This window comes from Desulfurellaceae bacterium (assembly GCA_021296095.1).
Classification (GTDB): Bacteria; Desulfobacterota; Binatia; order Bin18; family Bin18; genus JAAXHF01.
This window is the reverse complement of the sequence record JAGWBB010000009.1, coordinates 29,784-54,204: the sequence shown is the minus strand read 5'-3', so window position 1 is coordinate 54,204 and position 24,421 is coordinate 29,784. Positions and strand designations below refer to the sequence as shown.

20 protein-coding genes are annotated in these 24,421 nt (G+C 63.2%); 13 read left to right on the top strand and 7 right to left on the bottom strand.

Translation table 11 applies throughout. From position 1 onward, the window contains the following. Window positions 1-3: 3 nt before the first annotated feature. On the top strand, window positions 4-1,830 hold the full coding sequence (glmS, locus tag J4F42_03855; GenBank protein MCE2484622.1) for a glutamine--fructose-6-phosphate transaminase (isomerizing): 1,827 nt from the start codon (window positions 4-6) through the stop codon (window positions 1,828-1,830). Between the two features lie 141 nt (window positions 1,831-1,971). Further along, complete coding sequence (locus tag J4F42_03850; protein MCE2484621.1) at window positions 1,972-2,193, top strand: YgiT-type zinc finger protein; 222 nt, start codon at window positions 1,972-1,974, stop codon at window positions 2,191-2,193. Window positions 2,194-2,231: 38 nt separating this feature from the next. Here J4F42_03850 and J4F42_03845 read toward each other — a convergent pair whose 3' ends face one another. The 5 genes from J4F42_03845 to J4F42_03825 all read right to left on the bottom strand — a co-directional run bounded on the left by J4F42_03845 (window position 2,232) and on the right by J4F42_03825 (window position 12,157). Then, window positions 2,232-3,674, bottom strand: a complete 1,443-nt coding sequence (locus J4F42_03845; GenBank protein MCE2484620.1) for a hypothetical protein — start codon at window positions 3,672-3,674, stop codon at window positions 2,232-2,234. A 16-nt stretch (window positions 3,675-3,690) separates the two neighbouring features. After that, window positions 3,691-5,478, bottom strand: a complete 1,788-nt coding sequence (locus J4F42_03840; protein ID MCE2484619.1) for a DUF1302 family protein — start codon at window positions 5,476-5,478, stop codon at window positions 3,691-3,693. A gap of 222 nt (window positions 5,479-5,700) precedes the next feature. After that, window positions 5,701-8,004, bottom strand: a complete 2,304-nt coding sequence (locus tag J4F42_03835) for a GspE/PulE family protein (GenBank protein MCE2484618.1) — start codon at window positions 8,002-8,004, stop codon at window positions 5,701-5,703. 218 nt (window positions 8,005-8,222) lie between these two features. Further along, a complete protein-coding gene (locus tag J4F42_03830) occupies window positions 8,223-10,382 on the bottom strand; it encodes a TonB-dependent receptor plug domain-containing protein (protein ID MCE2484617.1) in 2,160 nt (719 codons plus the stop codon). Window positions 10,383-11,005: 623 nt separating this feature from the next. Continuing rightward, window positions 11,006-12,157: a CoA transferase gene (locus J4F42_03825; protein MCE2484616.1), complete on the bottom strand. Its 1,152-nt coding sequence runs from the start codon at window positions 12,155-12,157 to the stop codon at window positions 11,006-11,008. A 150-nt stretch (window positions 12,158-12,307) separates the two neighbouring features. Here J4F42_03825 and truA point away from each other — a divergent pair, with 150 nt between their 5' ends. The 10 genes from truA to J4F42_03775 all read left to right on the top strand — a co-directional run bounded on the left by truA (window position 12,308) and on the right by J4F42_03775 (window position 20,204). Continuing rightward, window positions 12,308-13,039 (top strand): tRNA pseudouridine(38-40) synthase TruA, encoded by a 732-nt coding sequence (gene truA / locus J4F42_03820; protein MCE2484615.1) that lies wholly within the window; start codon window positions 12,308-12,310, stop codon window positions 13,037-13,039. A gap of 78 nt (window positions 13,040-13,117) precedes the next feature. Further along, window positions 13,118-14,536 (top strand): amidohydrolase family protein, encoded by a 1,419-nt coding sequence (locus tag J4F42_03815; GenBank protein ID MCE2484614.1) that lies wholly within the window; start codon window positions 13,118-13,120, stop codon window positions 14,534-14,536. Window positions 14,537-14,556: 20 nt separating this feature from the next. After that, entirely contained in the window at window positions 14,557-14,886 is a 330-nt protein-coding gene (locus J4F42_03810; protein ID MCE2484613.1) for a cupin domain-containing protein, read from the top strand. Window positions 14,887-14,895: 9 nt separating this feature from the next. Further along, window positions 14,896-15,528: an isochorismatase family protein gene (locus tag J4F42_03805; GenBank protein MCE2484612.1), complete on the top strand. Its 633-nt coding sequence runs from the start codon at window positions 14,896-14,898 to the stop codon at window positions 15,526-15,528. Window positions 15,529-15,681: 153 nt separating this feature from the next. Further along, entirely contained in the window at window positions 15,682-16,281 is a 600-nt protein-coding gene (locus J4F42_03800; GenBank protein MCE2484611.1) for a peptidyl-prolyl cis-trans isomerase, read from the top strand. Between the two features lie 36 nt (window positions 16,282-16,317). After that, a complete protein-coding gene (locus J4F42_03795; GenBank protein ID MCE2484610.1) occupies window positions 16,318-16,812 on the top strand; it encodes a peptidyl-prolyl cis-trans isomerase in 495 nt (164 codons plus the stop codon). A 16-nt stretch (window positions 16,813-16,828) separates the two neighbouring features. Next, entirely contained in the window at window positions 16,829-17,305 is a 477-nt protein-coding gene (locus J4F42_03790) for a hypothetical protein (protein MCE2484609.1), read from the top strand. An 83-nt stretch (window positions 17,306-17,388) separates the two neighbouring features. After that, window positions 17,389-18,699 (top strand): sodium-dependent transporter, encoded by a 1,311-nt coding sequence (locus J4F42_03785; GenBank protein MCE2484608.1) that lies wholly within the window; start codon window positions 17,389-17,391, stop codon window positions 18,697-18,699. Window positions 18,700-18,769: 70 nt separating this feature from the next. Continuing rightward, window positions 18,770-19,411, top strand: coding sequence for a nitroreductase family protein (locus J4F42_03780; GenBank protein MCE2484607.1), 642 nt, complete (start codon window positions 18,770-18,772; stop codon window positions 19,409-19,411). A 22-nt stretch (window positions 19,412-19,433) separates the two neighbouring features. After that, window positions 19,434-20,204 carry a hypothetical protein gene (locus J4F42_03775; GenBank protein MCE2484606.1) on the top strand — a complete coding sequence of 257 codons (771 nt, stop codon included), beginning with the start codon at window positions 19,434-19,436 and terminating at the stop codon, window positions 20,202-20,204. A gap of 9 nt (window positions 20,205-20,213) precedes the next feature. Here J4F42_03775 and J4F42_03770 read toward each other — a convergent pair whose 3' ends face one another. Continuing rightward, window positions 20,214-21,647, bottom strand: coding sequence for a DUF2088 domain-containing protein (locus J4F42_03770; GenBank protein ID MCE2484605.1), 1,434 nt, complete (start codon window positions 21,645-21,647; stop codon window positions 20,214-20,216). A gap of 129 nt (window positions 21,648-21,776) precedes the next feature. Here J4F42_03770 and J4F42_03765 point away from each other — a divergent pair, with 129 nt between their 5' ends. Next, window positions 21,777-23,993, top strand: coding sequence for a copper-translocating P-type ATPase (locus J4F42_03765; GenBank protein MCE2484604.1), 2,217 nt, complete (start codon window positions 21,777-21,779; stop codon window positions 23,991-23,993). On the opposite strand, the gene J4F42_03760 is transcribed toward J4F42_03765, so the two are convergent. Then, window positions 23,967-24,410: a hypothetical protein gene (locus J4F42_03760; GenBank protein ID MCE2484603.1), complete on the bottom strand. Its 444-nt coding sequence runs from the start codon at window positions 24,408-24,410 to the stop codon at window positions 23,967-23,969. The genes J4F42_03765 and J4F42_03760 overlap by 27 nt on opposite strands. Between the last annotated feature and the right edge of the window lie 11 nt (window positions 24,411-24,421).

Genomic DNA, 24,421 nt, shown 5'->3' with positions numbered 1-24,421 from the left:
GACATGTGCGGCATCATCGGTTATGTCGGCCACCGTCAGGCTGCCCCGCTGTTGTACCAGGGGCTGCAACGTCTGGCCTACCGGGGCTATGACTCGGCCGGGCTGGCGGTGGCCGGCAACGGGATCGTGCTGCGGCGCTCGGTCGGCAAGCTGGAGAACCTCGACCACGTCCTGCGCGCCGAGCCGGTCCAGGGCACGGTCGGCGTGGGCCATACCCGCTGGGCCACCCACGGACGACCGTCCGAGGAGAACGCCCACCCGCACCGGGCCGGACAGGTGGTGGTCATCCACAACGGCATTATTGAAAACTATCTGGAGCTGCGCCACGAACTGCTCGCCCGGGGTCGACGCTTCAGCTCGGAGACCGATACCGAGGTGATCTCGCATCTCATCGACCAGCATATCCAGGACGGACTGACTTTTGCCGAGGCCACCCGGGCCGCCCTGAAACGCCTGGCCGGCTCGTTTGCCATTGTCGCCCTGTGCGAGAGCCAGCCCGATACCATTATTGCGGCCAAGAACGCGACGCCCATTGTTGTCGGTCTGGGGGAGGGCGAGAACTTCATTGCGTCCGATATCCCGGCCCTGTTGGACTATACCCGCCAGGTTGCTTTCCTCGACGACGGCGACCTGGCCGAGGTCAGCCGTGGGGGAGTCCGCTTCTCCAACTTTGACGGTCAGCCGGTCGAACGTGCGCCACGCCATGTGAGCTGGGACGCGCTGACCGCCCAGAAGGAGGGCTATAAGCACTTCCTGCTCAAGGAGATTCACGAGCAGCCGCAGGCCATTATCGATACCATGCGGAGCCGCATCCGAGCCGAGGAGGGGCATGTGTGGCTGGGCGAACTCGAGGCTCACGGCCGGGTCCTGGACTCGATCAAACGCGTTGCGCTGCTGGCCTGCGGCACGGCCTGGCACGCCTGTCTGCTGGGCAAGTTTTTCCTGGAAGAGTTGGCCCGTATTCCGGCCGAGGTCGATTACGGCAGTGAATTCCGCTATCGCAATCCACCCCTTGACGCCGACAGCCTGGTCCTGACCGTGTCGCAGTCGGGCGAAACGGCCGACACCCTGGCGGCGCTGGAGTATGCCCGGACGGCTGGGGCCACAACCCTCACTGTCTGTAATGTGGTCGACGCCTCGATCCCGCGTAAGGCCGACATGGTCGTCTATACCCACGCCGGACCGGAGATCAGCGTCGCCTCAACCAAAGCGTTTACGACCCAGGTCACGGCGCTCTACCTGCTGGCGGTGTATCTTGGCCGACGCCGCGGCGTTCTCGACCAAGCCACCGGTCAGCGGCTCCTCGAAGACCTGGTCAATCTGCCTGCTCTCGTCCAACAGCTCCTGAATAAAGAGCGTAGCGTTGAAAAAATCGCCAAAAAATATGGCCACGCCGACGATTTCCTATACCTGGGGCGTGGGGTGAATTATCCCATCGCGCTCGAAGGGGCGCTCAAGCTCAAGGAACTCTCGTACATCCATGCCGAGGGCTATCCGGCCGGAGAGATGAAACACGGCCCCATCGCGCTGATTGACGACCAGCTGCCGGTGGTCGTGCTGCTTCCCAAAGACGCCGTGTACGCCAAGACGCTCAGCAACATGAAAGAGGTCGAGGCGCGTGGCGGACGGATCATCGCCCTGACCGACGCGCCGTCGCCCGAGCTGGAGGATATTGCCTGGGAAATCGTTCAGGTCCCCCGCACCCACCACCTGCTGATGCCCATCATGCTGACGGTTCCGCTTCAGCTGCTGGCCTACCATGTTGCCCTGTACCGCGGCACCGATGTCGACCAGCCCCGCAACCTGGCCAAGAGTGTGACAGTGGAGTAAGTCTACTGCAAACCCCAGCTAGATTTGAGCTATGGCTGAACGACAGCTTCCCGATGATCCTGTCGCGTTTATTCGGCGGTGCCTTCGTGATGGCCGGATTTTCTGGACCTACCACGTCAATAAGACCCGAAGGAGAAACCCATGAAGTGTGGCGTGTGTGGCGATCGTATGATTTCGGCACTGACCAATTTGCCGTTCAAACTTTCCGAGGAGCGCATCGTCATCCTCAAGCAACTGCCGGTCTTGCAATGCGCGTCCTGCCGCGAATATCTCATCGAGGACACGGTCATGGCGCGTGTTGAGATGCTCCTCGTGCGCACCGATAGCACGGCGGAATTAGAGGTGCTTCGGTATGCAGCCTGAGCGCTGCGTCTCAGTAGCACTGCGGCCGCTGCCCGCTCCTACTTCTTGATTCCGGCCAGCTCCCGGGCATAGTCGGCGGCGGTCGCAAAGTCGTATTCGCGGTAGGTCTGGAGTTTCTCGGCTTCCAGCGAACCCTCGGCGTGGACGGCCAGCACCTCCTGATAGCCGCCATAGTCACCGGCCGTCAGGTCAGAGATCAGGTTCAGCAGCCGGACGCGCTCTTCGGCCGAGGTGCCTTTTTTGCCGCCGTAGTATTTTTCCAGATACGGCCCGGTCGCCTCGCTGCGCCAGTCCTCGACCGCCGGGCCGGTGACCAGCAGACCGCCGCTCACGTCCTGCACCATCTGCACCGCAGTGTGATAGTTCGAGGCGAACTGGTACTTGGCGACGTTGGTCAGCAGGGTGTTCGGCACCGCAATGTCCGGTGCCACGATTTCGTGGTTATGGGCGGCGGCGAAAATCAGACCCTGGACCGTGGCGTGATAGGTCGCCAGCTTGGTCAGCTTCTCCCGGATATGGCCGGCCCGTTCAATGCCGTTGTACTCGGCAATCGCCTGGGCCGCGCCGGCCAGCAGTTCCAGCAGGGGCAGTTTATACGATACTGCGGTGAAGCGATGGAATTTGACAAAGGTCAGGGCCAGAAAGCCGGCCGCTTCGGTTTCGCCGTTCAGGAACACGCGCTCCCAGGGCACGAACACATCGTCAAAAACCGTCAGCGTTTCCATCATTTTATGACTGGCGCTGATCGGAAACTCAAACGGGTCTCTTGGCGTCCCACCGTAGGAGCTGGCCAGCAGCTTGAGCCCCTTGGTTGCGGCCGGCAGGGCAAAGGCCACGGAGTAGGCGCCGTCGTCCGGTTTCATCGCTCGGGTCGGCAGGACGATGACCTCGTCGGTGTTGGTCAGGACCGAGGTATGCGTCTTGGCACCGCGCACCACAATGCCGTCCGCGCGCTCTTCCACCACCCGCAGGTAGTAGTCGTCGTGCGCCTGACCCTGGGGGCCGAGCCCCCGGTCGCCCTTGACATCGCTCTGGGCCACGGCCACGCCGTAGTCCCGGTCGCGACACAGCTCGTAATACTTGCGAACCCGTTCCTTGTATTCGGGCTTACCGCGCTTGGCCATTTCTTCGGCCACAACATGCAGGGCAAACAGGGCGTCGGTGCCGATCTCTTTAATCAGCACGACCAGGGTCGCGCCCTCGCGGGTGCTGGCCGCAATCAGACGGCTGCGTTGCAGCAGATCCTCGGTATTGCGGGGAATATGATAGAAGCGCGAATAGTCGCCCAGGTCGGGGTCGCTGATCACGGCCAGATCCCGGTAGCGGGGGTCTTCGGCCATCTGATAGTCGATACAGGCGTGGTTGACCGCCTTGCCGATGACCGGATGGGCGGTGACATCGGGCACCAGCTCTCCCCGATAATAGACCTCGCGGCCGTCCCTCAGGGCGTCTTTGTACTGTTCGGGTGTGCGCAGACCCATCGTCTTGTCCTCCTGTTCAGATGACCACCTCGAGCTGCACGATCAGGTTGTCGCGGTCACGTAAAAAGCCGATGCCGTTATACTGTCCGTCGATGTAGTTGTACTGGATAATGAAACGGAACGGGTCGCGGGTAAAGGTAATGCCCGGCTGCACCAGCCACGCGCCCTGCCAGTCGTATAGGAAGACCAGGGCCGGCGAGATCGCGCCCGAGCGGTAAGCGGTTGAGATGGACAGGGTATTGATCAGCTGATGCTGGTCCATGTTCACAAAGGACGTATTCCTTCGGTTCGGATCGAGAACCGGAACGGCGAAGTGGCCAAAGCCGAAGCTGTCTCTGACCGAGCTGAGCTTGGTATCGTTAAAGTCCAGAATATGGGTGCCGAAAATCTGACCGCTGAGCACAAACGACTGCTGGGGATTGAGCAGCTGGATATAGCGGTCCATGTCCATACCCACCGCCCAGCGGATCACGTCTGAGCGGTCGATGTCGCTCTTGTAGCGCAGGCACACGTCGTTGCTGACCGAGGACGGACAGGCGACCTGGCTGTAACCGGGGGTGAGGGCAAAGTTGTCCGGGTCGGCAATCGGCCCGAGCAGCTGAGTCGGGGACGCGTTCTTGAAAAACGGCTCGGCGTAGAAGTAGGCAAACTCGCTGCGCACGATGGCCGACAGGCTGGGCAGACCAAAGGTCAGGCTTGCCCCGCTGATCTGGACCTTGGGAAACAGGATATTGGTCTGAAAATTATCAAACAGGTAGCGCCCGACTTCACCCTGCCGACCCGCCTCGCGGAACTCGCTGAGCCTGAGCGGCGAATCGCCGGTCGGGGTAACCACGCGGCCTGTCGCCCCGTCGAGATAGGTGTAGTAGTGGGCCACGGTGAACATGAAATCGCCCCACACGCCGACGACGCGTCCACCGCCCCGCAGGTCGGTGAAATTGCGGGCCGGTTTTTTGAGGGCAGACCGAATACCGGCCGGGTTGGGCGTGGACCACGGCGAACCGGCCGGGGTGGGCGTGGAGACCTCGTCGTCCACGACCATAAAGCCCTCCAGGTTGAGTTCCGACAGCGGCCCGACACCGCCCAGGCCGTACACCACCCGCAGCATGTCGAGCGGGATGCGCCGCTCGTCCAGGGTGACCAGAAAGCCGCCAAAGCTGGCGTCCAGGGGATTGATCTGATCCATCAGGCGGAACACGTCGGTCTCGCCCCACGACAGGTTCTGGCGGCCGAGGCGGACAAACAGGGGCCCCTTGGTATAGTTGATATAGGCCTCAAACAGCCGGTGCCGACTGCGCCGGCGTCGGCGCGTATCGACCTGGCTACAGCCGAAGGCCTGGGGCTGTTTCTGTTTGACCTTGCTCGCCGGTCCGCAGTCGCTCAGCAGCGGAAAGCGCTCGCTGAACACGTCCGGGCCAAAGTCCCACACCCCGTCGTACTCGCCGCGATAGGTCACGAAATACTCGAAATCGTCGGGCGCCAGAAAGCCCAGGGGACTCAGCAGGGACTGGACCGCAGCCAGCGGACCGTCAGACCGGCCCATGATCAGATCGGTCAGGTTGTGACGCAGCTCCATCTGAACGAAGGTCCGGTTTTGCAGCATGTTCCAGCTGTTATACGGCGTCTGAATGCGGGTGTTGTCGGCCGCGCTCTCGACCGCCATGGCCGTCCGGTTATACATCCGGCCGTTGAAGCGAATGGTCTCGGCCTCGTCGACAAAGATCGCCCAGGCCGAAGAGGCGAGCAGACTGAACAGGATGCCCACACCCAGCCCCACCGAACAGGTCCTACCGGTATTTCTCATAAGTGCTCCCCAAGTCGGGGCAGCATAGCGAAAAGCCGGGGCTGCTGAAAGTAGGGTTTGGGGGCGGGCTAGCGCACTTCACGATGCTGTGTCGCCCTTCGACTTCAGGCGCGTTACCCGTTCATGCTGAGCGGAGCGGAGCGAAGTCGAAGCAGGGAATGCCGGATCACGTCCGGCCTGACGAGAGCGGAACGGCGGGGCTACAGCCTAACGTGAAACGCTCTAGCGTAGGGCCACCGCCCGTACCTGGCTGTAATCGGTCCAGCCCTGGAGGACTTTGCGAATGCCGTCCTGAACCAGGGTGGTCATGCCCTGGGCCAGCGCGACCTGGCGGAGTTCGGCAGCGGTGGCGCGGCTGTGGACCAGGCGTTTGATATCATCGCTGGCGACGAGGAGTTCGTGCAGCCCCAGGCGTCCCTTGTATCCGGTGTGCTGACACGCCTCGCAGCCGCGCCCCCGGTACAGCACGAAGTCGGCGGTGTCGGGCAGGTCCAGCTCGGCGAACGCGGCCGGACCATAGCCTGCGGCCAGGGCCTCGTACTCCTGCCCGGACGGCCGGTAGGGTTCTTTACAGTCCGCACAGATGGTCCGGGCCAGGCGCTGAGCCAGGATGCCGAGCAGGGCGTCGGCAAAATGAAACGGGTCCATGTCCATTTCGAGCAGGCGGGTGATGGTCTCGGCGGCACTGTTGGTATGCACGGTGCTCAGGATCAGGTGACCGGTCAGGGACGCCTCGATGCTGATCCGGGCGGTTTCCCGATCCCGGATTTCGCCGACCATGATGACGTCCGGGTCGGCGCGCAAAAAGGAGCGCATGGCTGCGGCAAAGTCGTAGCCGATTCTGGGCTGGACCTGGCTCTGGCGCAGGCCGTACTGGGTGATCTCGACCGGGTCTTCCGCAGTCCAGATTTTTCTGTCGGGCGTATTGATGGCGCCCAGCGCCGAGTGCAGGGTGGTCGTTTTTCCCGAGCCGGTCGGACCCGAGCACAGGATCAGGCCGTAGGGCTTGTCGAGCAGGGCTCGAAAGGCTGTGAGGTTGGCGTCCGCCATCTGAATCTTGTCCAGGGGCAGCGCCTCGCCGGCGGTCAGAATGCGCAGGGCGACATCCTCGTTGTCGGTGCCGGCGGTCGGAATTGTGGCCACCCGCAGCTCAATCTCTCTGGTCGGCAGACGGAACTTGAGCTTGCCGTCCTGGGGCTTGCGCCGCTCGGCAATATCGAGGTTGGCCATGATCTTGAGGCGCGAGGCCAGGGGACGACGGTACTGGGCCGGAACCTTGAGGTATTCGTGACAGCGGCCGTCAACCCGAAAGCGGATCAGGGTTTCTTTCTGCTCGCCATAGGGTTCGAGGTGGATGTCCGAGGCGCCCTGCTGATAGGCTTCGCCGATCATGCGGTTGACCAGCCGGACGACCGCGCTGTCGTTCTCGTCGGGCCCCTCGTCGGTCGGGGTGTGGGTCGGCGATTCCGCCGCCAGCTGGCGCAGAATAGCCTGGAGCGAGTCCCCGCCGGCCGCCGGCTCGCGTTCGCCGACCAGAGCCCGGCTGATTTCGCGGATGTCCTCGACCAGGCCGATCCGGTAGGCGATCTTGAGGCCCGGGAAGAGCCGCTGGATATCGTGGCGGTACTGGACCGAGTGGGGCTGGCTGGTCAGGATTTCGACGCTGGTATCGGTCGCCTGGAGCGGCAGCCAGTCGTTGCTTTGCAGATAGTTGACGCTGATCTTCCTGGCCAGGTCGGCGTCAATCACCAGCTGCGGGCTGGGTTCGAGAAAAGGACAGCCGTAGTACTGGCTCAGCGAGCGGCCGAGTTCGTGTTTGCTGACCTTGTAGCGTTCGAGCAGGACGGCCTCCACGCTGCGACCCGACTGCCGCGCCCGGTCTTTTGCCTCGTTCAGCTCGTCCTGACTCAGCAGGCCGGCGGCCAGCAGGGAGTCGAACTTGTGGGGCTGGCGCTTGGCCAGCTGGTACTGGTTGTGCAACGCAATGCCCAGCGTGCGGGCCAGCTCGCCGACTTTTTCCTCGTCGGCCTGGGAGAAACGCGCCGCGCCCGTCTTGTTGAGCAGTTGCAGCACACCGGTCAACGCGCCGTCCGAACCACACACCGGAAGCGTCAGGACTTGTCGAGTCCGAATCCCGGTTTTTTCGTCCCAGGAGCGGTCAAAGCGCAGGGCCGGGTGGAGACGGGCCAGCTCGGCACTATCGTAGGCGTCGGCCAGATTGACCGTGCGTTTGCTGCGGGCGACAAACCCGGCAATGCTGGCCTCGTTCAGGTCCAGGCGGATTTCCTGGATGCTGTCCAGATCCAGAAACCGGGAGTAGAGTTCACGCGTGTCGTAATCCACGGCGTACAGGGTGAGATGCTCGGCCTCAAACAGGGTCAGCATGTCGTCTTGCAGGCTGATCAGCAGCTGGTCGATATTTTGGGCCGCGTGGATGCGGTTCATCAGCTGTTTGAGACGTTCGGTGTAGGCGAGCCGATTCTGCAGGGCTGCGACGTGCTCTTCCGGATGTGACCGCAATGACATACAAGCCTCCTGTCTACAACGGGACTTGCGTGCCGTATCGCACTCTTAGAATGCGGCTGTCAATCCTCCCTCCAGAGCGTGTTAGTAACTTCTGACAAGCTGTTGGTTTTCTGCAGGTTTTTCACAGGACCGCACAATACCACTTGCTGAGGTAGCTCCTGCAAGTCAGTGATTTCTCTGAGGAAAATTAATCGCAGCAAAAAAGTGTATAACACCCTCTAGAAAAACACGGTCAGTCCGCCACGGACATTGATGCCGTAGCCGGACACCACATTCGTGTCCAGAATCCCCGGTCCGCCACCGCGGCGCGGACACCGGCTGTCTCGGCCGAGTTCGCGCCGCACACAGGATTCCGTGGCAAACTGCGTTTCCCGCCAGTCGGTGTCGGCCAGGTTGAGTACATCAAAAGACAGCTCAATGTTGCGCCAGCGGTAACGCAGGAGCAGGTCAATCAGGCTATAACCCCGCGCAATCACGCTGCGGTCTTCATTGGCGGCCCGGTCGTCCAGGAAGCGCACCCGCAGGGCGGCAGACAGATTCTCGGCCGGGTAGGCCGTCAGCCCCCCGTTCATCAGCAGGGTCGGCGCCAGGGGAATGGCCTCGCCGGTGACGCGAAAGCGGGGATCGGCATAGGTCAGATCATAGTCGAGCAGCAGCCAGGGCAAGACTTCGGCCCGGACCTCAGCATCCACGCCCCAGCGGCGGGTGGGACCGCGCTGTTCGGTCGTGCCCTCGTCACCCACAAAGACCAGCTCGCTGCCCAGGTCAAGCCACCACAGCGAGGCGGCCAACTCGATCCGATTGTACAGATTGGTGCGCGCCCCGATTTCCGCACCGCTTGAGCGAGCCAGCCCGCTGCCCCCCGGCTGGACCGCGTCCCGGGCATCGTTGGAATGATAGCCCATGCCAAAATTGAGAAACAGGTCGGTCTGGTGCCAGAGGCTCGCAGGGTCGGTAAAGGGCGACACGATCAGGCTGGCCTTGGGGCTGACAATGCCGTCGGTCGCATCTCCCTGGAGCTGCGGGGCGTCTGTCGCGCCGGGCCGAGACCGGCCGTCAACATCAAAGACAAAGAAGTCACCGCGCAGACCAACGATGAACCGCAGCCACTCCCGCAAAAACAGCTCGTGCTGGGTGTAGCCGCTGAAAGCGTTCTCCCACACCTCGACTTTCTGGGTGGTAGAAAACCGTTGCCGGCGCTGCTGCCGGAACAGGCCGACATCGGCGTTATCGTTGCGCGTCTCAAAACCAAGGCTGCTCTCAAGCAGCATGCCGCCGAGTGTCCACATGCGCCGATACTGGGCTCGGCCGCCAAACAGCACCCGGGTGTCGAGTTGTTCAATGCCATCGCCCCGCACCGGATCGCCGCTGAAAAAGGTAAAATTCGAGAACATGCGCAGCCGGTAGCGGCTGAAGTAGAGTTGCACGGACCAGCTTTTCTCCAGGCTTGGGGTGGCCGTGTAGATGAGGTTCACGTTTTCCCGATCAGAGCGTCCGCCCTCGCTCGGGTCGAGCGAACCGAAGCGGTCCAGTCGGCCGCTGTTGACCTCTCGGAGCGGGATCTGGCCCGAGGCGTCCCAATCGCCGGTATACAGCGAGGTCCACAGACTCAGCTTGGAGCGTGGGTTGGGCCTGAGGGTAAACTTGCCGAAGAAATTATATTTGACGAAATGCTCGCCGTGCTTGGACGGCCCATCGGTGAAGTAGACTTCGTTGGCAATCAGGCTTTGCACCGGACCGAGGCGCGGCGACAGGATGCCGACATAGCGCATGGTGTTGAACGACCCGCCCACGGCGCGGAGCGAATTTTCGACAGTATCGTCTTTGGTGATGAAGTTGACCGAGCCCGAGTTGGCGAAATTCCCGGAGTCCGCAAAATACGGGCCTTTGCGGTAATCAATGGACTCGACGACTTCGGGGATCAAAAAATTCAGGTCGGCATAGCCCTGACCGTGGGCATGGCTGACCATATTGACGGGGATACCGTCAACGCTGATGGCCACGTCAGTGCCGTGGTCATTATCAAAACCGCGCAGGAAGTATTGCATGGCTTTGCCGCCCCCGGCGTGCTGGCCGGCCACGAATCCGGGCAGATTATTCAGCATTTCCGAGGCCGTGTTATGCGGCCGGACGGCAAAATCATTTTCGCGCACGCGTGTTTCGGTAGCCGCGCTGATCGGGCGGCGCTCGGTGACGGTGATCAGCGGCATCCGTTGTGTTGCCTCGGCGGACACCCGCCCGGCTTCTTGCCGGCCGCTTGTGTCCTGGCCGTAGCTCAGACCTGCCGCCCACAGCAGCACGACGACACACCACGCCCAGCCGCACAGACGGCGCACGGCGCGGCACTTTTCTCCAGGTAGCAGGATGACCCGGCTCACCAGCTCTTGCCTTTCAGTTCTCTTGGGAAAAGCTTACGGTCAGACAACCGGTCTTCGTCCAGAGCATGGATGAGATATGCGATTGTTTCCCCCTGCTCGTCGGCGTCGTTCCCTTCCATCCACGACTGGATCAAGGCGGCAAGTCTGTCCGCGCAGTCTCTCGCAGTCCCGGCATGCGACTCAATGGTATAAAATCCGCGTCTATTCATTGCACCATGACTCATGTCAGCTTTAGCAATCTATCGGCAGGCGTCTTCCAAGTCGGCCGCTGCCGCTTGAGATGGATCTTGGCGTTGCGCTGAAAATCGGACAGGGTATGTCTTCGATGGTATGGAGGTCCGGCAATGAATCCATTTACCGTGGCATTCTCGGTCTTCGGCGTGCTTGTTCTGATCGGACTCTTTATTGTCCTGTTCGACAAGGGACTCAAGTGGAAAGGGAACGCCTGAGGCAGCGGCCGCCACGCTCAGGCTGCCTGAATACGTAGCTCACCATCTCTGAGATCGGGCCAGAAGAATCTCGTATCGTTCCTGGAGTCTGGGAGCGCGGCCGTGACGCTAGCTTGACGCAGCGGTCGCGCTCCCAGAAAAGGCGTTCACCGGTTCGGGTCGGTCCACACGGCGCTAAGCGCGGACTCCGATCGCGCCGCTGGTGCGCAGCCGCTCAAGATCTGCGGTCTCAAAACCCCAGTCGATCAGGGCTTCCTCGGTATGCTCGCCGGGGTTGGCCGGTGGCCGTTGGATGGCGCTCGGCGTGCGGCTGAAACGCGGCGCCGGGGCGGGTTGCGGCACTCCGTCAATCTCCACGAACGTCCCGCGCTCCTTGTTATGCGGATGATTGGGGGCTTCTTCCATGCTCAGGACGGGCGCGTAACACACGTCGCTGCCCTCCAGAATCTGGTCCCATTCGTCGCGCGTCTTGGTCTTGAAGATGGCCGTCAGGCGGTCCTTGAAGTCCGGCCAGGCGGTCTTGTCGTTCTGGCGTGGCAGCTCCTGACCCTCGAGACCGGTCAGCCGCAGGAGTTCGGCGTAGAACTTGGGTTCAATCGAGCCGATGCCGATGTATTTGCCGTCGCTGGTTTCGTACACGTTGTAATAGTGCGCCCCGGTATCGAGGATGTTATCCCCCCGCTCGTCGGTCCAGCGGCCGGCCGCCCGCAGCCCGAAAATCGCCGTCATCAGCGACGCCGCGCCGTCGATCATGGCCACGTCAATGACCTGGCCTTTGCCCGACCTGTGGGCTTCCAACAGCGCCCCGACCACGCCAAGAGCGAGATACACCCCGCCCCCGCCAAAGTCGCCGACCAGGTTCAGCGGAGGCACCGGGGCTTCACCCTTGCGACCGATCGAGTGCAGGGCGCCAACCAGGGAGATGTAGTTGATGTCGTGACCCACGGCCGGGGCGAGCGGCCCCTCCTGGCCCCAGCCGGTCATGCGGCCGTAGACCAAGCGCTCGTTGCGGGCCATGCACACGTCCGGTCCGAGTCCCAGGCGTTCCATCACCCCGGGCCGAAAGCCTTCGATCAGCGCGTCAGCCTGCCCGACCAGCCTGAGGGCGACCTCGGTGCCGTCCTCTTTCTTCAGATCGAGCGCCACCGAGCGGCGTCCGCGACCCAGCAGATTGAACTTCGCGTCGGTCGGGATGCCCAGGCTGGCATCCTCAGCCCGGTCGATCCGCAGAACCTCGGCTCCCATGTCTGAGAGCAGCATCGCACACATCGGAGCGGGACCAATGCCCGCAAACTCAACGACCTTATACCCGGATAAAACACCCATATCTTCTCCCTTCTGTTCTGCTCCAGGCGGCTGGAGCAACGGCCTGAAAGACTATGCTATTTTGTCGAGAATTTGCAAGCCGGTATCCGACAGACAGACCGGTTCGAGCGCTGTCGGCTCACACCGGAATTGGCTATGATGACGCGCGCCATGCACTACAAATGCGTTCTCGAATACGACGGCACCGCTTACCATGGCTGGCAGCTGCAAGCCAACGCGGAAACCCTCCAGGGCAGGCTGGAAGCCGTCCTGGCCCGTCTCTGCAACGAGCCCATTCGGGTGCGGGCGGCCGGCCGGACCGATACCGGGGTGCACGCCCTGGGCCAAGTCGTGGCCTTTCGCACCAGCCAGCCACGCGATCCTGGACGGCTCCGACACAGCCTGAACGCCCTGCTGCCCGCGGATATGGCCGTCAGGCGACTCGAAACCACCAGCGAGACCTTCAACCCCCGCCGTGATGCCCACAGCCGCACCTACCGCTACCAGATCTGGAACCGGTCCGACCGCTCGGCCGTATGGGCCCGCTATAGCTGGCACGTGCCGCTGCAGCTCGACATCGGCGCCATGGATCGGGCCGCCGGTCTGCTGGTCGGCCAACACGATTTCTCATCCTTTCAGGGCGCCGACTCGGTCGAGCACGACCCGGTGCGGACGGTGCTGCGCAGCAGCGTCAGGCGGGCCGGGCAGGTGCTGGCCTATGAGGTCGAGGCACGCTCTTTTGTCCGTCACATGGTCCGCAATATCGTCGGCAGCCTGTACGATGTCGGGCGCGGCCGGCTGAGCGTTGAGGGCTTCGCCCGGATCTTTGCCGCCCGCGACCGGACCCTGGCCGGGCAAACGGCGCCGCCCCAGGGCCTGTTTTTGCTGAAGGTCAGCTACTAGCGCGCGTCTTCTTTGTGTTGACAGCGGACCAGGCGTAGCGGGATAATCGCCCCGCCTGGGAAAAAGGGGGAAGCACACATGGCGCATGACATCGTCCTGAAGAACGGCTTGGTGGTGACTCCAAACGGCGTCATACGGGGAGGCGTCGCCATTGAGGGAGAACAGATTGTTGCCGTGGGGGCCAGCCCGAGTCTGGGCCAGGCAAAACGGACCATCGACGTAGGGGAAAAAATCATTTTCCCCGGCACCTTCGATCCGCATGTCCACTTCGGCATTGCCGATCGCTTTGGCGATGACGCCATGACCGAGGATTTCCTGCGCGATACCAAGGACTGTCTGCTCGGCGGGGTGACGACAATCGCCACCACCACCCTGATCGGCCAGGAGCCGCTGCCGCAGCTGTTCGATCAGGCCCTGCAGTGCGGGACCGGCCACTCGTGGTGCGATTTCAAGATCACCTGTGTGGTCAATACCCTCGACCAAGTGGCCGACATTCCGGAAGTGGCCCACAAGGGCGGCGTGTCCTATAAATTTTTCACCGGCTACGCCGGTTCTCAGGCCGAGGCCTTCGGTATGAACCCCGAGGGCATCACCCCGGCCTTCTTCCACCAGGCCTGCGAGCAGCTGGCCCGCTGCGGGCCGCCGACCTTTGCCAAGATTCACGCCGAAGACCCCTATGTGCGGGGCATTCTGATTGACCGACTGCGGCAGACGGGCCGCGCCGACCAGCTCACCGCCTGGGCCGAGTCCAGCCCGGCCTGGGCCGAAAGCGTCCAGGTCTATACCTATGGCCTGATTGCCAACCAGCTGCGCGTGCCCATCTATCCGGTTCATATCAGCGCCGCCCATACGGTCGAGACGGTCAAGCAGCTGCGCAGCCAGGGTCTGAATGTCGTGGGCGAGACCGTGGCCTGCTTTCTCAACACCACCGCACCCGAGATGGACGCCAAAGGCATGGGCGGCAAGGCCAAAATCCAGCCCCCGATCCGGTTTGCAACCGACCGGGAACGCCTGTGGCAGGGTCTGCAAGAGGGCAGCCTGTCGGTGGTCGGCACGGACAGCCTGACCTACTCGGCGTCGTTCAAGACGGACGGGGACTTCTGGGATTGCCGGGTCGGCATCAACCTCCAGGTAGCCGACACCCTGCCCCTGATGTTCAACGAGGGGATCAACACCGGACGGCTTGATCTGGTCACGCTGGCCAAGGTCTTGTCCGAGAACGCGGCCAAGCTGTACGGCGTCTACCCCAGGAAGGGTGCGCTGACCCTGGGCGCCGACGCCGATATTGTCGTCATTGATCCTGAAAAAGAAGCCGTGCTGGGCGTGGACCGTATGCGCTCGCGAGCCGATTACTCGCTGTGGGAGGGACGCCGGGTCAAGGGTATCCCGGTCATGACCTTTTTGCGGGGCGCCCTGGTCATGGAAAACGGAGAGATTGTGGGCCAGGCGCCGAGCGGGCGGTTTGTCGGCCAGGTGGTCCAACCCCGCGGATTATAAGCTTCGGAGAGAACACAGCTATGGACAGTGTCAAACACGTAGCAGCCCAGGTCGCGTTTGCGGCCGAAAAGATGAACAAGGTCAACCTGTTTACCACCGAGCGGATGTTCTGCGACGTGTACTGCTTTGAGCCCGGCCAGGAGCAGACGCCTCACACCCATGCCGGTTCGGACAAGGTCTATTACGTGCTCGAAGGCAGTGGCCGCGTCCAACTCGGCAGCGAGACCCGGGACATCGGTCCGGGCGAGATCGCGCTCGCTCCGTCCGGCTCCGAGCACGGCTTCCACAACCCTGGTCCGGGCCGGCTGACCGTCCTGGTTTTCATGGCTCCCAAACCCCAGCGGAAATGAGAAGCAGCCATGCCACAGGACAAACACGCCATCTACCAGCGCGCCCAGCTCGGCCATACCCTCGGCTACGGCAAAAAGCCGGCCCTGGTCGTGGTCGATTTGCAGCTGGGATTCACCGCCCCGGAACAGTCGCCCCTGGCCGGCAATCTTGACGCCGAGGTAGCGGCGACAAACCAGCTCATTGCGGCCGCCCGGGCCAAAGCCGTACCGATCATCTTTACCGTGGTCGGCTACGACCCCCACCGCCAGGACGACGCCGGTTTGTGGCCGGAAAAGGTGCCGTCGCTGCGCCTGCTGACCCTGGGCAGCCAGCTGGTCGAACTCGACCCGCGCCTCGACCGCCAGGACCACGACTTGGTCATCGTCAAGAAGTACGCCTCGGGCTTCTTCGGCACCTACCTGGCCTCAACCCTGACCATGAAGGGCGTCGATACCCTGATTGTCACCGGCTGTACGACCAGCGGCTGTGTGCGGGCAACGGTGATGGACGCTCTGGCCAACGGCTTCCGTCCCATCGTGCCGCTCGAAGCCATCGGCGACCGCGCCGAGGAGCCGCACGAGGCCAACGTGTTTGATATTGGGGCCAAATACGGCGATGTGGTCCGTGCCAGCGACGTGATCGCCTACCTGGAGCGGCTGTAGCCCACCCGTGCCTCAGGTCTGTACATTTGACTTTTGCCCTGTGACTTTTGCCCTGTGACTTCAAAAGCGAGCCCAGCCAGCCAGGGTCTTTTCTTCCCCCCCTGGCTGGGATACAAGAAGCCCCGAACCGCAACGCGAGAGGGGAACCACAGTATGCGGAGTGTTGCCTGCATCATCGCTCTGACCGGCGCTTTACTCATCAGCCTGCCGGCCTGTTCCGAGGCCGATCCACCGGACGGACCGGTCGTCGTTCTGTCGACCTCGATGGGCGAGATCAAGATCGGCCTGTACGAAGAAGAGGCGCCCGAGACGGTCAAGAACTTTCTCGACTATGTCAACGACGGCTTTTACGACAACACGATCTTTCACCGGGTGATTCCCAATTTCATGGTCCAGGGCGGCGGCTTCAGCCCGGACATGCGACAAAAAGACACCAAGCGGCCAATCAGAAACGAGGCTGATAACGGCCTCCAGAACGACGAGGGAACGGTCGCCATGGCGCGCACCAACGCCACCCATTCCGCGACCTCTCAGTTTTTCATCAACGTCACCCGCAATTCCTTTCTGGATCACCAGAGCCAGGCCAATTTCGGCTACTGTGTGTTTGGCCGGGTGATTGAGGGTCTCGATGTGGTCAAACAGATGGAAGGCGTCCAGACCGGACGCCACGGCATGTACGATGACGTGCCCCTGGAGCCGATTGTGATTCAGTCGGCCAGAGTCGTCGCAGCAGTCGAACCGACCGACGGCTAGGGCCGCGCCGGTCGCGCACACGCAAAAGGAGGAGGTATGGTACTCCTGTCAACCTCACTGGGCGAGATCAAGATTGAGCTGTACGACAAGGAAGCCCCCGAGACCGTCAGCAACTTTCTGGGCTATGTCAACGACGGCTTCTTTGACGGCACGATTTTTCACCGGGTGATTGCCGGCTTCATGATCCAGGGCGGCGGCTTCAGTTCGGACATGCAGCAGAAGAGCACCAAGCCGCCCATCAAGAACGAGGCCGCCAACGGCCTCAAAAACGAACTCGGCACGCTTGCCATGGCCCGCACCAATGTGGTCGATTCGGCCACCTCGCAGTTCTTCATCAACGTCAAAGACAACGACTTTCTGAACCACCAGGGCCAGGCCAACTTTGGCTACTGCGTGTTCGGCAAAGTGGTCGAGGGTCTCGACGTGGTGCGCCAGATCGAGGCGGTGGCCACCGGGCGCAGCGGCATGCACGACGACGTGCCCGTCACGCCAGTGGTGATTCAGTCGGCCAAAGAACTCGCAGCCGAATAACAACAGGAGGAAGACCATGCGGCATGTGTGGGCAAGCACTATCCTGGCAGGCACCGTTCTGACCCTCAGCGGCCTGCTGCTCATGTCTCAGCCGGTGTCCGCCGTCGAACTCTCGGCAGAGCTTGAGCAGGCCCTCACCACCAGCACCTACGCCTATATTGCGACCGAGCGGAAGAGCGGCGACTTGGGTCGCCCGGCCGAGATCTGGTACATGTACCACGACGGAGCGGTGTGGGTCGGAACGCCCAAGACGACCTACCGGGCCAGACGGATCGAGGCTGGCCGCACCAAAGCCAGGGTCGCCCTGGGAAGCTCTGACGGCCCGGCCTTTGACGCCACCGGCTCCATTGTCAACGATGCCGAGCTGACCGCACTCTTGTTTGAGCGCCTAGCTCAGAAATACCCCGGCGGCTGGCAGTCGTTCGAGAGCGGCTTCCGGTCGGGCTTTGCCGACGGCTCGCGGGTGCTGATCAAATACCAACCGGCCGACTGAAGAGCCAAGCCTGAGACGGGCGGAGTCTTCCTCCGCCCTTTTGTAGCCCGTCTGCGTAGCCGGGCGGGCCGCGAGGGACACGCATGGCGCAGGCACGCGGGAACTGGTCCGGTTCATTCGGCTTTATCCTGGCCGCAATCGGCTCGGCGGTCGGGCTGGGCAACATCTGGCGCTTCTCGTTTGTTGCCGGCCAGAACGGCGGCGCGGCCTTTGTCCTGGTCTATCTGGGCTGCGTGCTGGCCGTGGGCATTCCGGTCATGCTGGCCGAATTTCTGATCGGTCGCCACACTCAGCGTAACGTCGTCGGCAGCTTCCAAGCCCTGCGGCCGGGCTCGGCCTGGGCCTCGACCGGCTGGCTGCCGGCGGCGGCGTCCTTTGTGGTGCTGTCCTACTACGCCGTAGTCGGCGGCTGGGTGTTGCACTACATCGTCCTGTCCCTCACCAACAGCTTCGCCGGGCAGTCGGCCGAGACCATTAGCGGCCTGTTCACCGACCTGACCACCAGCGGCCTGAGCCAAATGGGCTGGCACGCCGTTTTCATGCTGGCCACGGTTGTGGTTGTCGTGCGCGGCGTGGCGGGCGGTCTGGAGCGCGGCAACAAGATCATGATGCCGCTATTGTTCGTCATGCTGTGCGGGCTGCTGGTGTATGCCGTGCAAACGGACGGGGCGCGGGCGGGCATCGCCTTTCTGCTGAGTCCGCGCTGGGATCAGCTGACCGCCCGGTCGGTGCTGGAGGCCATGGGCCAGGCATTTTTTTCGCTCAGCATCGCGGGCGGGATCATGATCACCTATGGCAGTTATCTGCAAAAAGACACCGACCTCGTCCGGCCCGCGTTTTATATTGCGGGCGGCGACACGCTGGTCGCCCTGCTGTCCGGTTTTATGATTTTTCCGCTCGTGTTTACCTTCCAGCTGGAGCCGAGCGCCGGGCCGGGGCTGATCTTCCAGACCCTGCCGACGGCGTTCGCCCAGCTGCCGGCCGGACAGCTGCTGGCCCTGGTCTTCTTTGTGCTGCTGAGCTTTGCCGCCCTCAGCTCGGCCATCTCCGTGCTCGAGGTCGTGGTCGCCTACTGCATTGACGAGATGGGCTGGAGCCGGAGCCGGGCGACCTGGCTCATCGGCGGGGTGATTTTCCTGTGCGGCATTCCCTCAGACCTGAGCGCCGGGTTCTTTGGCCTGGCCGACCGTATTGTCACCAACTACATGCTACCGACGAGCGGCCTGCTGATCGCGATCTTCACCGGCTGGGTCCTCAGTCAGACCGTACGCCGCCAGGAGTTCATGGTCGGGGGGATGAGCCAGCGCCTGTACAGCGGCTGGCTGTTCCTGATTCGCTATGTGGCGCCAATCGCCATAGCCACCATCCTGGCCCAGTCGCTGCACCTGTTCTGAGGACACCCGACCGGCAATTCCTTTCCGCTGTCCCGCGTGATACAAGCAGAGCCTCACAGGAGGGCCTTGTATGGCGGACGAAATTGGACTGTTTGAAGCCCTGCACACCATGCGGGCGATGCGCCGTTTGAAACCCGACCCGGTGCCCGACGCCCTGATCCGACGGATTATCGCCGCCGGGCTCGGCGCTCCCAGCGGGGGCGATGTCCAGCACTGGCGGTTCATTGTGGTCAAGGATGCGGCCGTCAAACAGCAGCTCCAGGCCGTGTACAAAAAGGCGCTCGACCAGGTGTTGGCACGCTACGAGTCCAACCCGCCCCCACCCGGCAAAACCGAGCAGCAAAAACAGCGCATGCTGAGAGCGGTCGTCTACCTGACCGAGCACTTTCACGAGGCGCCGGTTCTGATTGTCGGCTGTCTGGTGGGTGATTTTGCCGCGTCCATCGGTCTGCCAAAAATGTCGGGCGCGTCCATCTATCCGGCCATCCAGAACATGCTGTTGGCCGCCCGCGGCCTCGGTCTGGGCGCGACGCTGACGACGCGCCACCTGCTGTATGAAGACGAGGTCAAACGCATCCTGGAACTGCCCGACAACGCCGAGACGTTTGCCATCCTGCCGGTCGGCTATCCCATCGGCAAGTTCGGTCCGGTATCGCGGCTGGGACTCGAAGAGGTCACGTTCCAGGATCGCTGGGGAACGCCCTACCCATAGATCGGACAAGATCGGACAGACTATGGACTGGGCCGCCCTGATCCGGGCCACGCTGCGCCTGTACGCCACCGCCGCCCTCGAAACCTGGCAAAGAATTCAGCGCGCCTGGTGGGTCGTCCTGCTGCCCTTTGTGTATCTGCTGATCCTGCTCGTGACATCCGTCTTCGCCGCCCCGCTGGGCCTGGTCGGCGGTTTTATCCTGGGTTTTGTGGTGGCCATGTGCAGCGGCTCGTATCTCTACTTCATTGCCGAGGTCGTGCAGGGCAACCGCGTCCAGCCCCGAGAGCTGCTCGACAGCTGGCGACCGTACTGGGGCTCGGTCATCAGCATTCTGTTCTTCGTGTTCATCCTGCGTACCCTGCTCGGCATTCTGGTCGTGCCGGGCCAGTCTTCGCAGACCGTCTTGTCCATTATCAACCTGGTCCTGCTGATCATTCTGAACCCGATCCCCGAGATCATCTATCAGGGCCGCAGCACCGGCTTCGCCATGCTCCAGGAAAGTCTGGATTTTCTGTGGGACAACGGGGTGGAGTGGTTTGTCCCGCTGGTCGGGCTGGCTCTGGTGTCGGCGGTCGTGCTGCCGGTGTCGATCCTGGCCGCGCCGCTGGAGATCGGCCGGCTGTCTTTTCCGACTCTGTTCGGCAGCCTGCTGTCAGGCTCGCCGGCAGCCCTGCTGGTAGCCGCCCTGAACGCCGGGCTGTTGTACGTCCTGATGGTCTTTCGGGGCCGGCTGTTCCGCAAGCTGGCCGACAGCTCCCGACGCCAACGCATCTACCGCGCGCGCTTCGACTAGGCCGGCAGCTCAGGCGCCCACTGCGCTGACAAACATCGGCGGCATTGACGGATGGGCAATCGTGCAGTCCTTGCCCAGACACGCCTCGGCCTCGGCAACCGCCTCCTCAAGCGTGGCAAAGGGCTCAAAGCCGACCCGCCGGGCAGCCTCGGGGTCTTCGGCGCCGGCCAGAAAGGCGCGTCCCATATGTTTGAGCGGAAACGCGCCCTGACCCCATAAAATCAGCGGATGTGCGCCGTGAAAGCCGTAGGCGTAGCGGTATTTGTGCACATACTCGGGCCGGTGGGCAAAATCGTCGGCGTACACCTCCCACAGCTCAAACGGGTCCTGGGTCTCGGACAGATGCTCGTCGTACAGCTCGATATAAGAGGGATGGTGACGGGCGTGAAAGCCGGACCGGCACGGATTGACAAAAATCCCGATCCCGCCCTCACGGATCAGGGGGCGCTGCTGGTACAGGCCGAAACTGTACGACAGGGCCTGGTTGCGGATCAGGATCGGGTTGGTCGTGGACAGGTTGGCATAGTAGGTCTGGTTGGGAATGCCGAAGATGCCGACATCGGTCTGCTGGGGCACGGACAGCACCTGCTGCTCGTACAGCTTGTCCAGGGTCCGCTCGTGGACCTCGGGGATGTGGCCGGCGAAGACCGCCGTCAGCTCGGCCGGCTGGGCGCTGTTGAGGACCGATTCGAGGGTGAAGATGCGGCGTCCCTTGGCGGCCAGCGCCCGGTCAATGACCGCCCCGATTTCTCCCACCAGCTTCTGGAACGCCGAGCGCTTGGCGTCCATGACCGACTTGCCGCTGGCCGCCCGGAACGGCCGGTGGTGATGGCGAATCGAGCGAAAGGAACTCAGGCCAATCGCCACCGACTTCCAGCCGCCGTGAAACGGCAGGCTGGTGATGTTGACGTAAAAGACCTGATCGGAGTCCAGGACCGCCCGGTTGACCTCGACCTCGATGCTGCGGTGGGTCTCGCCCAGGCCGACCAGGTTGTCGGGGTCTTCGGCGTCATGGCAAAACAGGCGGCTCGGCCCAAAGGTATTGGCGATCTCAGGCCCGAGGATGGTGGCCAGCTCGCTCGTCGTCCATTTGCGGTGCAGGGCGTTGGCGCAGATCAGGCTGATGTTGTGGCGCTGGACACCGGCCTTGTCGAGTTCCTGGAGCAGAATCGGAATGGCCAGGGCCCGAAAGTCGGGGGCTTTCATCGGAATCTGGGGGATCACGGGATCGTCAAAGGCAATCGTGACCTTTGAGGCCGGACCGACCAGCTTGGTGATCGGCTCATGCTGAATCGGACGCGCCAGGGCGGCTCGAATCGCGGCCTGGGGATCGGCCAGCGCGGGCAGCGGCGCCGGGGAGCGCAGCAGCGCGGTGCGGTCCGGCAGCTGGGCATCGACGCGCGTATCACCGCATACGACAGCAACGGTTTTGGTATCGGCCATGGTGTGTCCTCTCTTCCAGGCAGGACTGCATACCTGACCCGGCAGTCTGACACAGCCCCCAGGCCGGGTCAAACAACGGGCCTTGACCTTGGCGCTCGGGAGCAGGATGTATAGGGAGGGTGAAACATCATGGCAGCCGAACCGCTTGTGGAGCACGAGCCAACAACAACAGTCGTCGGGATTCGCGGCATGCACTGCGCCGGGTGTGTGGGCAAGGTCGAACGCGCTCTGCTGGCTACCCCCGGGGTCGTGCGGGCCAGCGTCAGTCTGGCCAGCGAAGACGCGCTGATTGCATACCAGCCCGACCAGACCGGCCCGGCCGCCCTCAGCTCGGCCATTCAGTCGGTCGGCTTTGAAGCCCTTGAGCAGCACGACCAGGTCAGTCTGGACCAACACCAGCAGGCCGAGCTGTCCGCGCTGAAACGCACGCTCGGCCTCAGCGCCGGCCTGAGCAGCCTGATCATGCTCGGCTCAATGCTGAGCCTGCCGTTCCTCAGTCATCCCCTGGTGCTCCTGCTCCTCACCACGCCGGTCCAATTCTGGCTCGGCCGGCAGTTCTATACTGGCGCCTGGAACGCGGCCCGCCACGGCACGAGCGACATGAACACACTGATCGCGGTCGGCACCTCGGCAGCCTACAGCTATAGTGCGGTGGCGGCCCTGGCGCCCAGCCTGTTCGTCGCCGCCGGCCAGACGCCCCAGGTCTATTTTGAAACCGCAGCCATGATTATCAGCCTCATTCTGTTGGGCCGCTTTCTGGAAGCCCGGGCCAAGGGACGGGCGGCCGACGCCATCCGGGGCCTGCTCGACTTACAGCCGCAGACCGCCCGCCTCGTCCACCACGGAGGCGAGAGCGAAGTGCCGCTGGCCGAGGTCCGGGTCGGCGACCACATCGCGGTCCGCCCGGGCGAACAGATCCCGGTCGATGGTCTGATCCTCAGCGGAACCGGGGTGATTGACGAGTCCATGCTGACCGGGGAGAGCCTGGCGGTTGACCGGCGGGCCGGACAGCCGGTGGTGGGGGCGACCCTGAACAAGACCGGCGCGTTTACCTTTGAGGCGACCCATGTTGGGCAGGACACCCGGCTGGCCCAGATCGTCCGCCTCGTCCGCCACGCCCAGACCACCAAAGCCCCGATCCAGCGCCTGGCCGATACCATCGCGGCCTACTTCGTGCCAAGCGTCATCGGCCTGGCCGGCCTGACCCTTGTCGTCTGGCTGGTGTGGGGACCGCTGTCTCTTGCGGTCATGAACTTTGTCGCCGTGCTGATTATTGCCTGTCCGTGCGCGCTGGGCCTGGCCACCCCGACCGCCATCATGGTCGGCACCGGCCGGGGCGCTCAGCACGGGGTGCTGATCAAGAGCGGCGAGGCCCTGGAGCGAGCCCAAGGCTTGACCACCCTGGTCTTCGACAAGACCGGCACCCTGACCACCGGTCAGCCGGAGGTGACCGACGTGATTGCGCCGGGCATGGCGGAAACCGAGCTACTGCGGGTGGCGGCCAGCCTGGAACGCACGAGCGAACATCCGCTCGGCCAGGCGATTGTCCGCCACGCCCAGGCCCAGCGGCTGACCCTGAGCGAGGCGCAGGCTTTTACCGCCCTGCCGGGTCAGGGGGTGAGCGGCAGGCTCGGAGACCGGGCCGTCCTGCTCGGCACCCAGCGTCTGCTGCACGAACGGGCAGTTGACATCGGTCGGCTTCAGACGGACGCCCAGCAGCTCGCCGAGTCGGGAAAAACGCCTCTGTTTGTAGCCATGGACGGCCGGGCCGTCGGCCTGATCGGCGTGGCCGACAGGCTCAGACCCGAGGCTGTGGCCAGCCTGGCACAGCTGCGTCAGCTGGGCCTGGACATCGTGATGCTCAGCGGGGACAGGCAGCCCACGGCCGAGGCGATTGCCCGCCAGGCCGGCATCGACCGGGTCGTGGCCGAGGTGCTGCCCCAGGACAAGGCTGCCGAGATCACGCGCTTGCAGGCCGACGGGCACGTCGTCGGTATGGTCGGAGACGGCATCAACGACGCCCCGGCCCTGGTCCAGGCCGATGTCGGCATCGCTCTCGGCACAGGCACGGATGTGGCCATGGACGCCGCAGATATCACCCTGGTCCGGGCTGACCTCGGTTCGGTGGTGACGGCGCTCCGCCTGTCCGGCCGCACCATGCGGCTGATCAAGCAGAATCTGTTCTGGGCCTTTGCCTATAATGTGGCCGGTATTCCGATTGCCGCAGGCGTGCTGTATCCGTTCTTCCAGGTCTTGCTTAATCCCATGCTGGCCGCCCTGGCCATGGCCCTCAGCTCGGTGTCGGTCATCAGCAACTCGCTACGGCTGCGGCGCTTCGGCGCCTGACTCAGCCTCGATGGCCGACTTGAGCGGAGCGACCAGGTCTTCGGGCAAGCCCATCTCCCGCTTGCCGACCAGGACATAGCTGCCCTTGGGGTCGCCGAAAAACACCCCGCTCATTTCGGACGCGCCACCGATCAGCCGTTGGGTTTCGAGACGGAAATATTTGCCGCGCGGTCCGGTCAGGTCATACTGGTTGCCGATGCTTTTGACCTCCCAGCCGTGTTCCGGGGCAAGCGCGGTCAGGATATCAAGTGCCTCTTCGGGCGAGACTTGCAGATACAGCCGCTGGCCCACATCAGCGCCCTCGTCTTCGGGTTCAGATCGGAAACCCGGGATCGAGCTACAGCCCAGCAGCAGAAGCACACAGCCCACCGCCAGCCAGCCCGGTCGCGGTTTGTGTTCACCGTTTTTCGTCCACATGCGTTCGCGTC

Bases quoted from the DNA above. Each gene is read 5' to 3' on its own strand.
- J4F42_03840 (MCE2484619.1), bottom strand. From the start codon at position 5,478: ATGAGAAATACCGGTAGGACCTGTTCGGTGGGGCTGGGTGTGGGCATC.
- J4F42_03780 (MCE2484607.1), top strand. From the start codon at position 18,770: ATGGCGGACGAAATTGGACTGTTTGAAGCCCTGCACACCATGCGGGCG.
- J4F42_03845 (MCE2484620.1), bottom strand. From the start codon at position 3,674: ATGGGTCTGCGCACACCCGAACAGTACAAAGACGCCCTGAGGGACGGC.
- J4F42_03825 (MCE2484616.1), bottom strand. From the start codon at position 12,157: ATGGGTGTTTTATCCGGGTATAAGGTCGTTGAGTTTGCGGGCATTGGT.
- J4F42_03770 (MCE2484605.1), bottom strand. From the start codon at position 21,647: ATGGCCGATACCAAAACCGTTGCTGTCGTATGCGGTGATACGCGCGTC.
- J4F42_03775 (MCE2484606.1), top strand. From the start codon at position 19,434: ATGGACTGGGCCGCCCTGATCCGGGCCACGCTGCGCCTGTACGCCACC.
- glmS (MCE2484622.1), top strand. From the start codon at position 4: ATGTGCGGCATCATCGGTTATGTCGGCCACCGTCAGGCTGCCCCGCTG.
- truA (MCE2484615.1), top strand. From the start codon at position 12,308: ATGCACTACAAATGCGTTCTCGAATACGACGGCACCGCTTACCATGGC.
- J4F42_03800 (MCE2484611.1), top strand. From the start codon at position 15,682: ATGCGGAGTGTTGCCTGCATCATCGCTCTGACCGGCGCTTTACTCATC.
- J4F42_03815 (MCE2484614.1), top strand. From the start codon at position 13,118: ATGGCGCATGACATCGTCCTGAAGAACGGCTTGGTGGTGACTCCAAAC.
- J4F42_03805 (MCE2484612.1), top strand. From the start codon at position 14,896: ATGCCACAGGACAAACACGCCATCTACCAGCGCGCCCAGCTCGGCCAT.
- J4F42_03760 (MCE2484603.1), bottom strand. From the start codon at position 24,410: ATGTGGACGAAAAACGGTGAACACAAACCGCGACCGGGCTGGCTGGCG.
- J4F42_03810 (MCE2484613.1), top strand. From the start codon at position 14,557: ATGGACAGTGTCAAACACGTAGCAGCCCAGGTCGCGTTTGCGGCCGAA.
- J4F42_03835 (MCE2484618.1), bottom strand. From the start codon at position 8,004: ATGTCATTGCGGTCACATCCGGAAGAGCACGTCGCAGCCCTGCAGAAT.
- J4F42_03765 (MCE2484604.1), top strand. From the start codon at position 21,777: ATGGCAGCCGAACCGCTTGTGGAGCACGAGCCAACAACAACAGTCGTC.
- J4F42_03790 (MCE2484609.1), top strand. From the start codon at position 16,829: ATGCGGCATGTGTGGGCAAGCACTATCCTGGCAGGCACCGTTCTGACC.
- J4F42_03850 (MCE2484621.1), top strand. From the start codon at position 1,972: ATGAAGTGTGGCGTGTGTGGCGATCGTATGATTTCGGCACTGACCAAT.
- J4F42_03795 (MCE2484610.1), top strand. From the start codon at position 16,318: ATGGTACTCCTGTCAACCTCACTGGGCGAGATCAAGATTGAGCTGTAC.
- J4F42_03785 (MCE2484608.1), top strand. From the start codon at position 17,389: ATGGCGCAGGCACGCGGGAACTGGTCCGGTTCATTCGGCTTTATCCTG.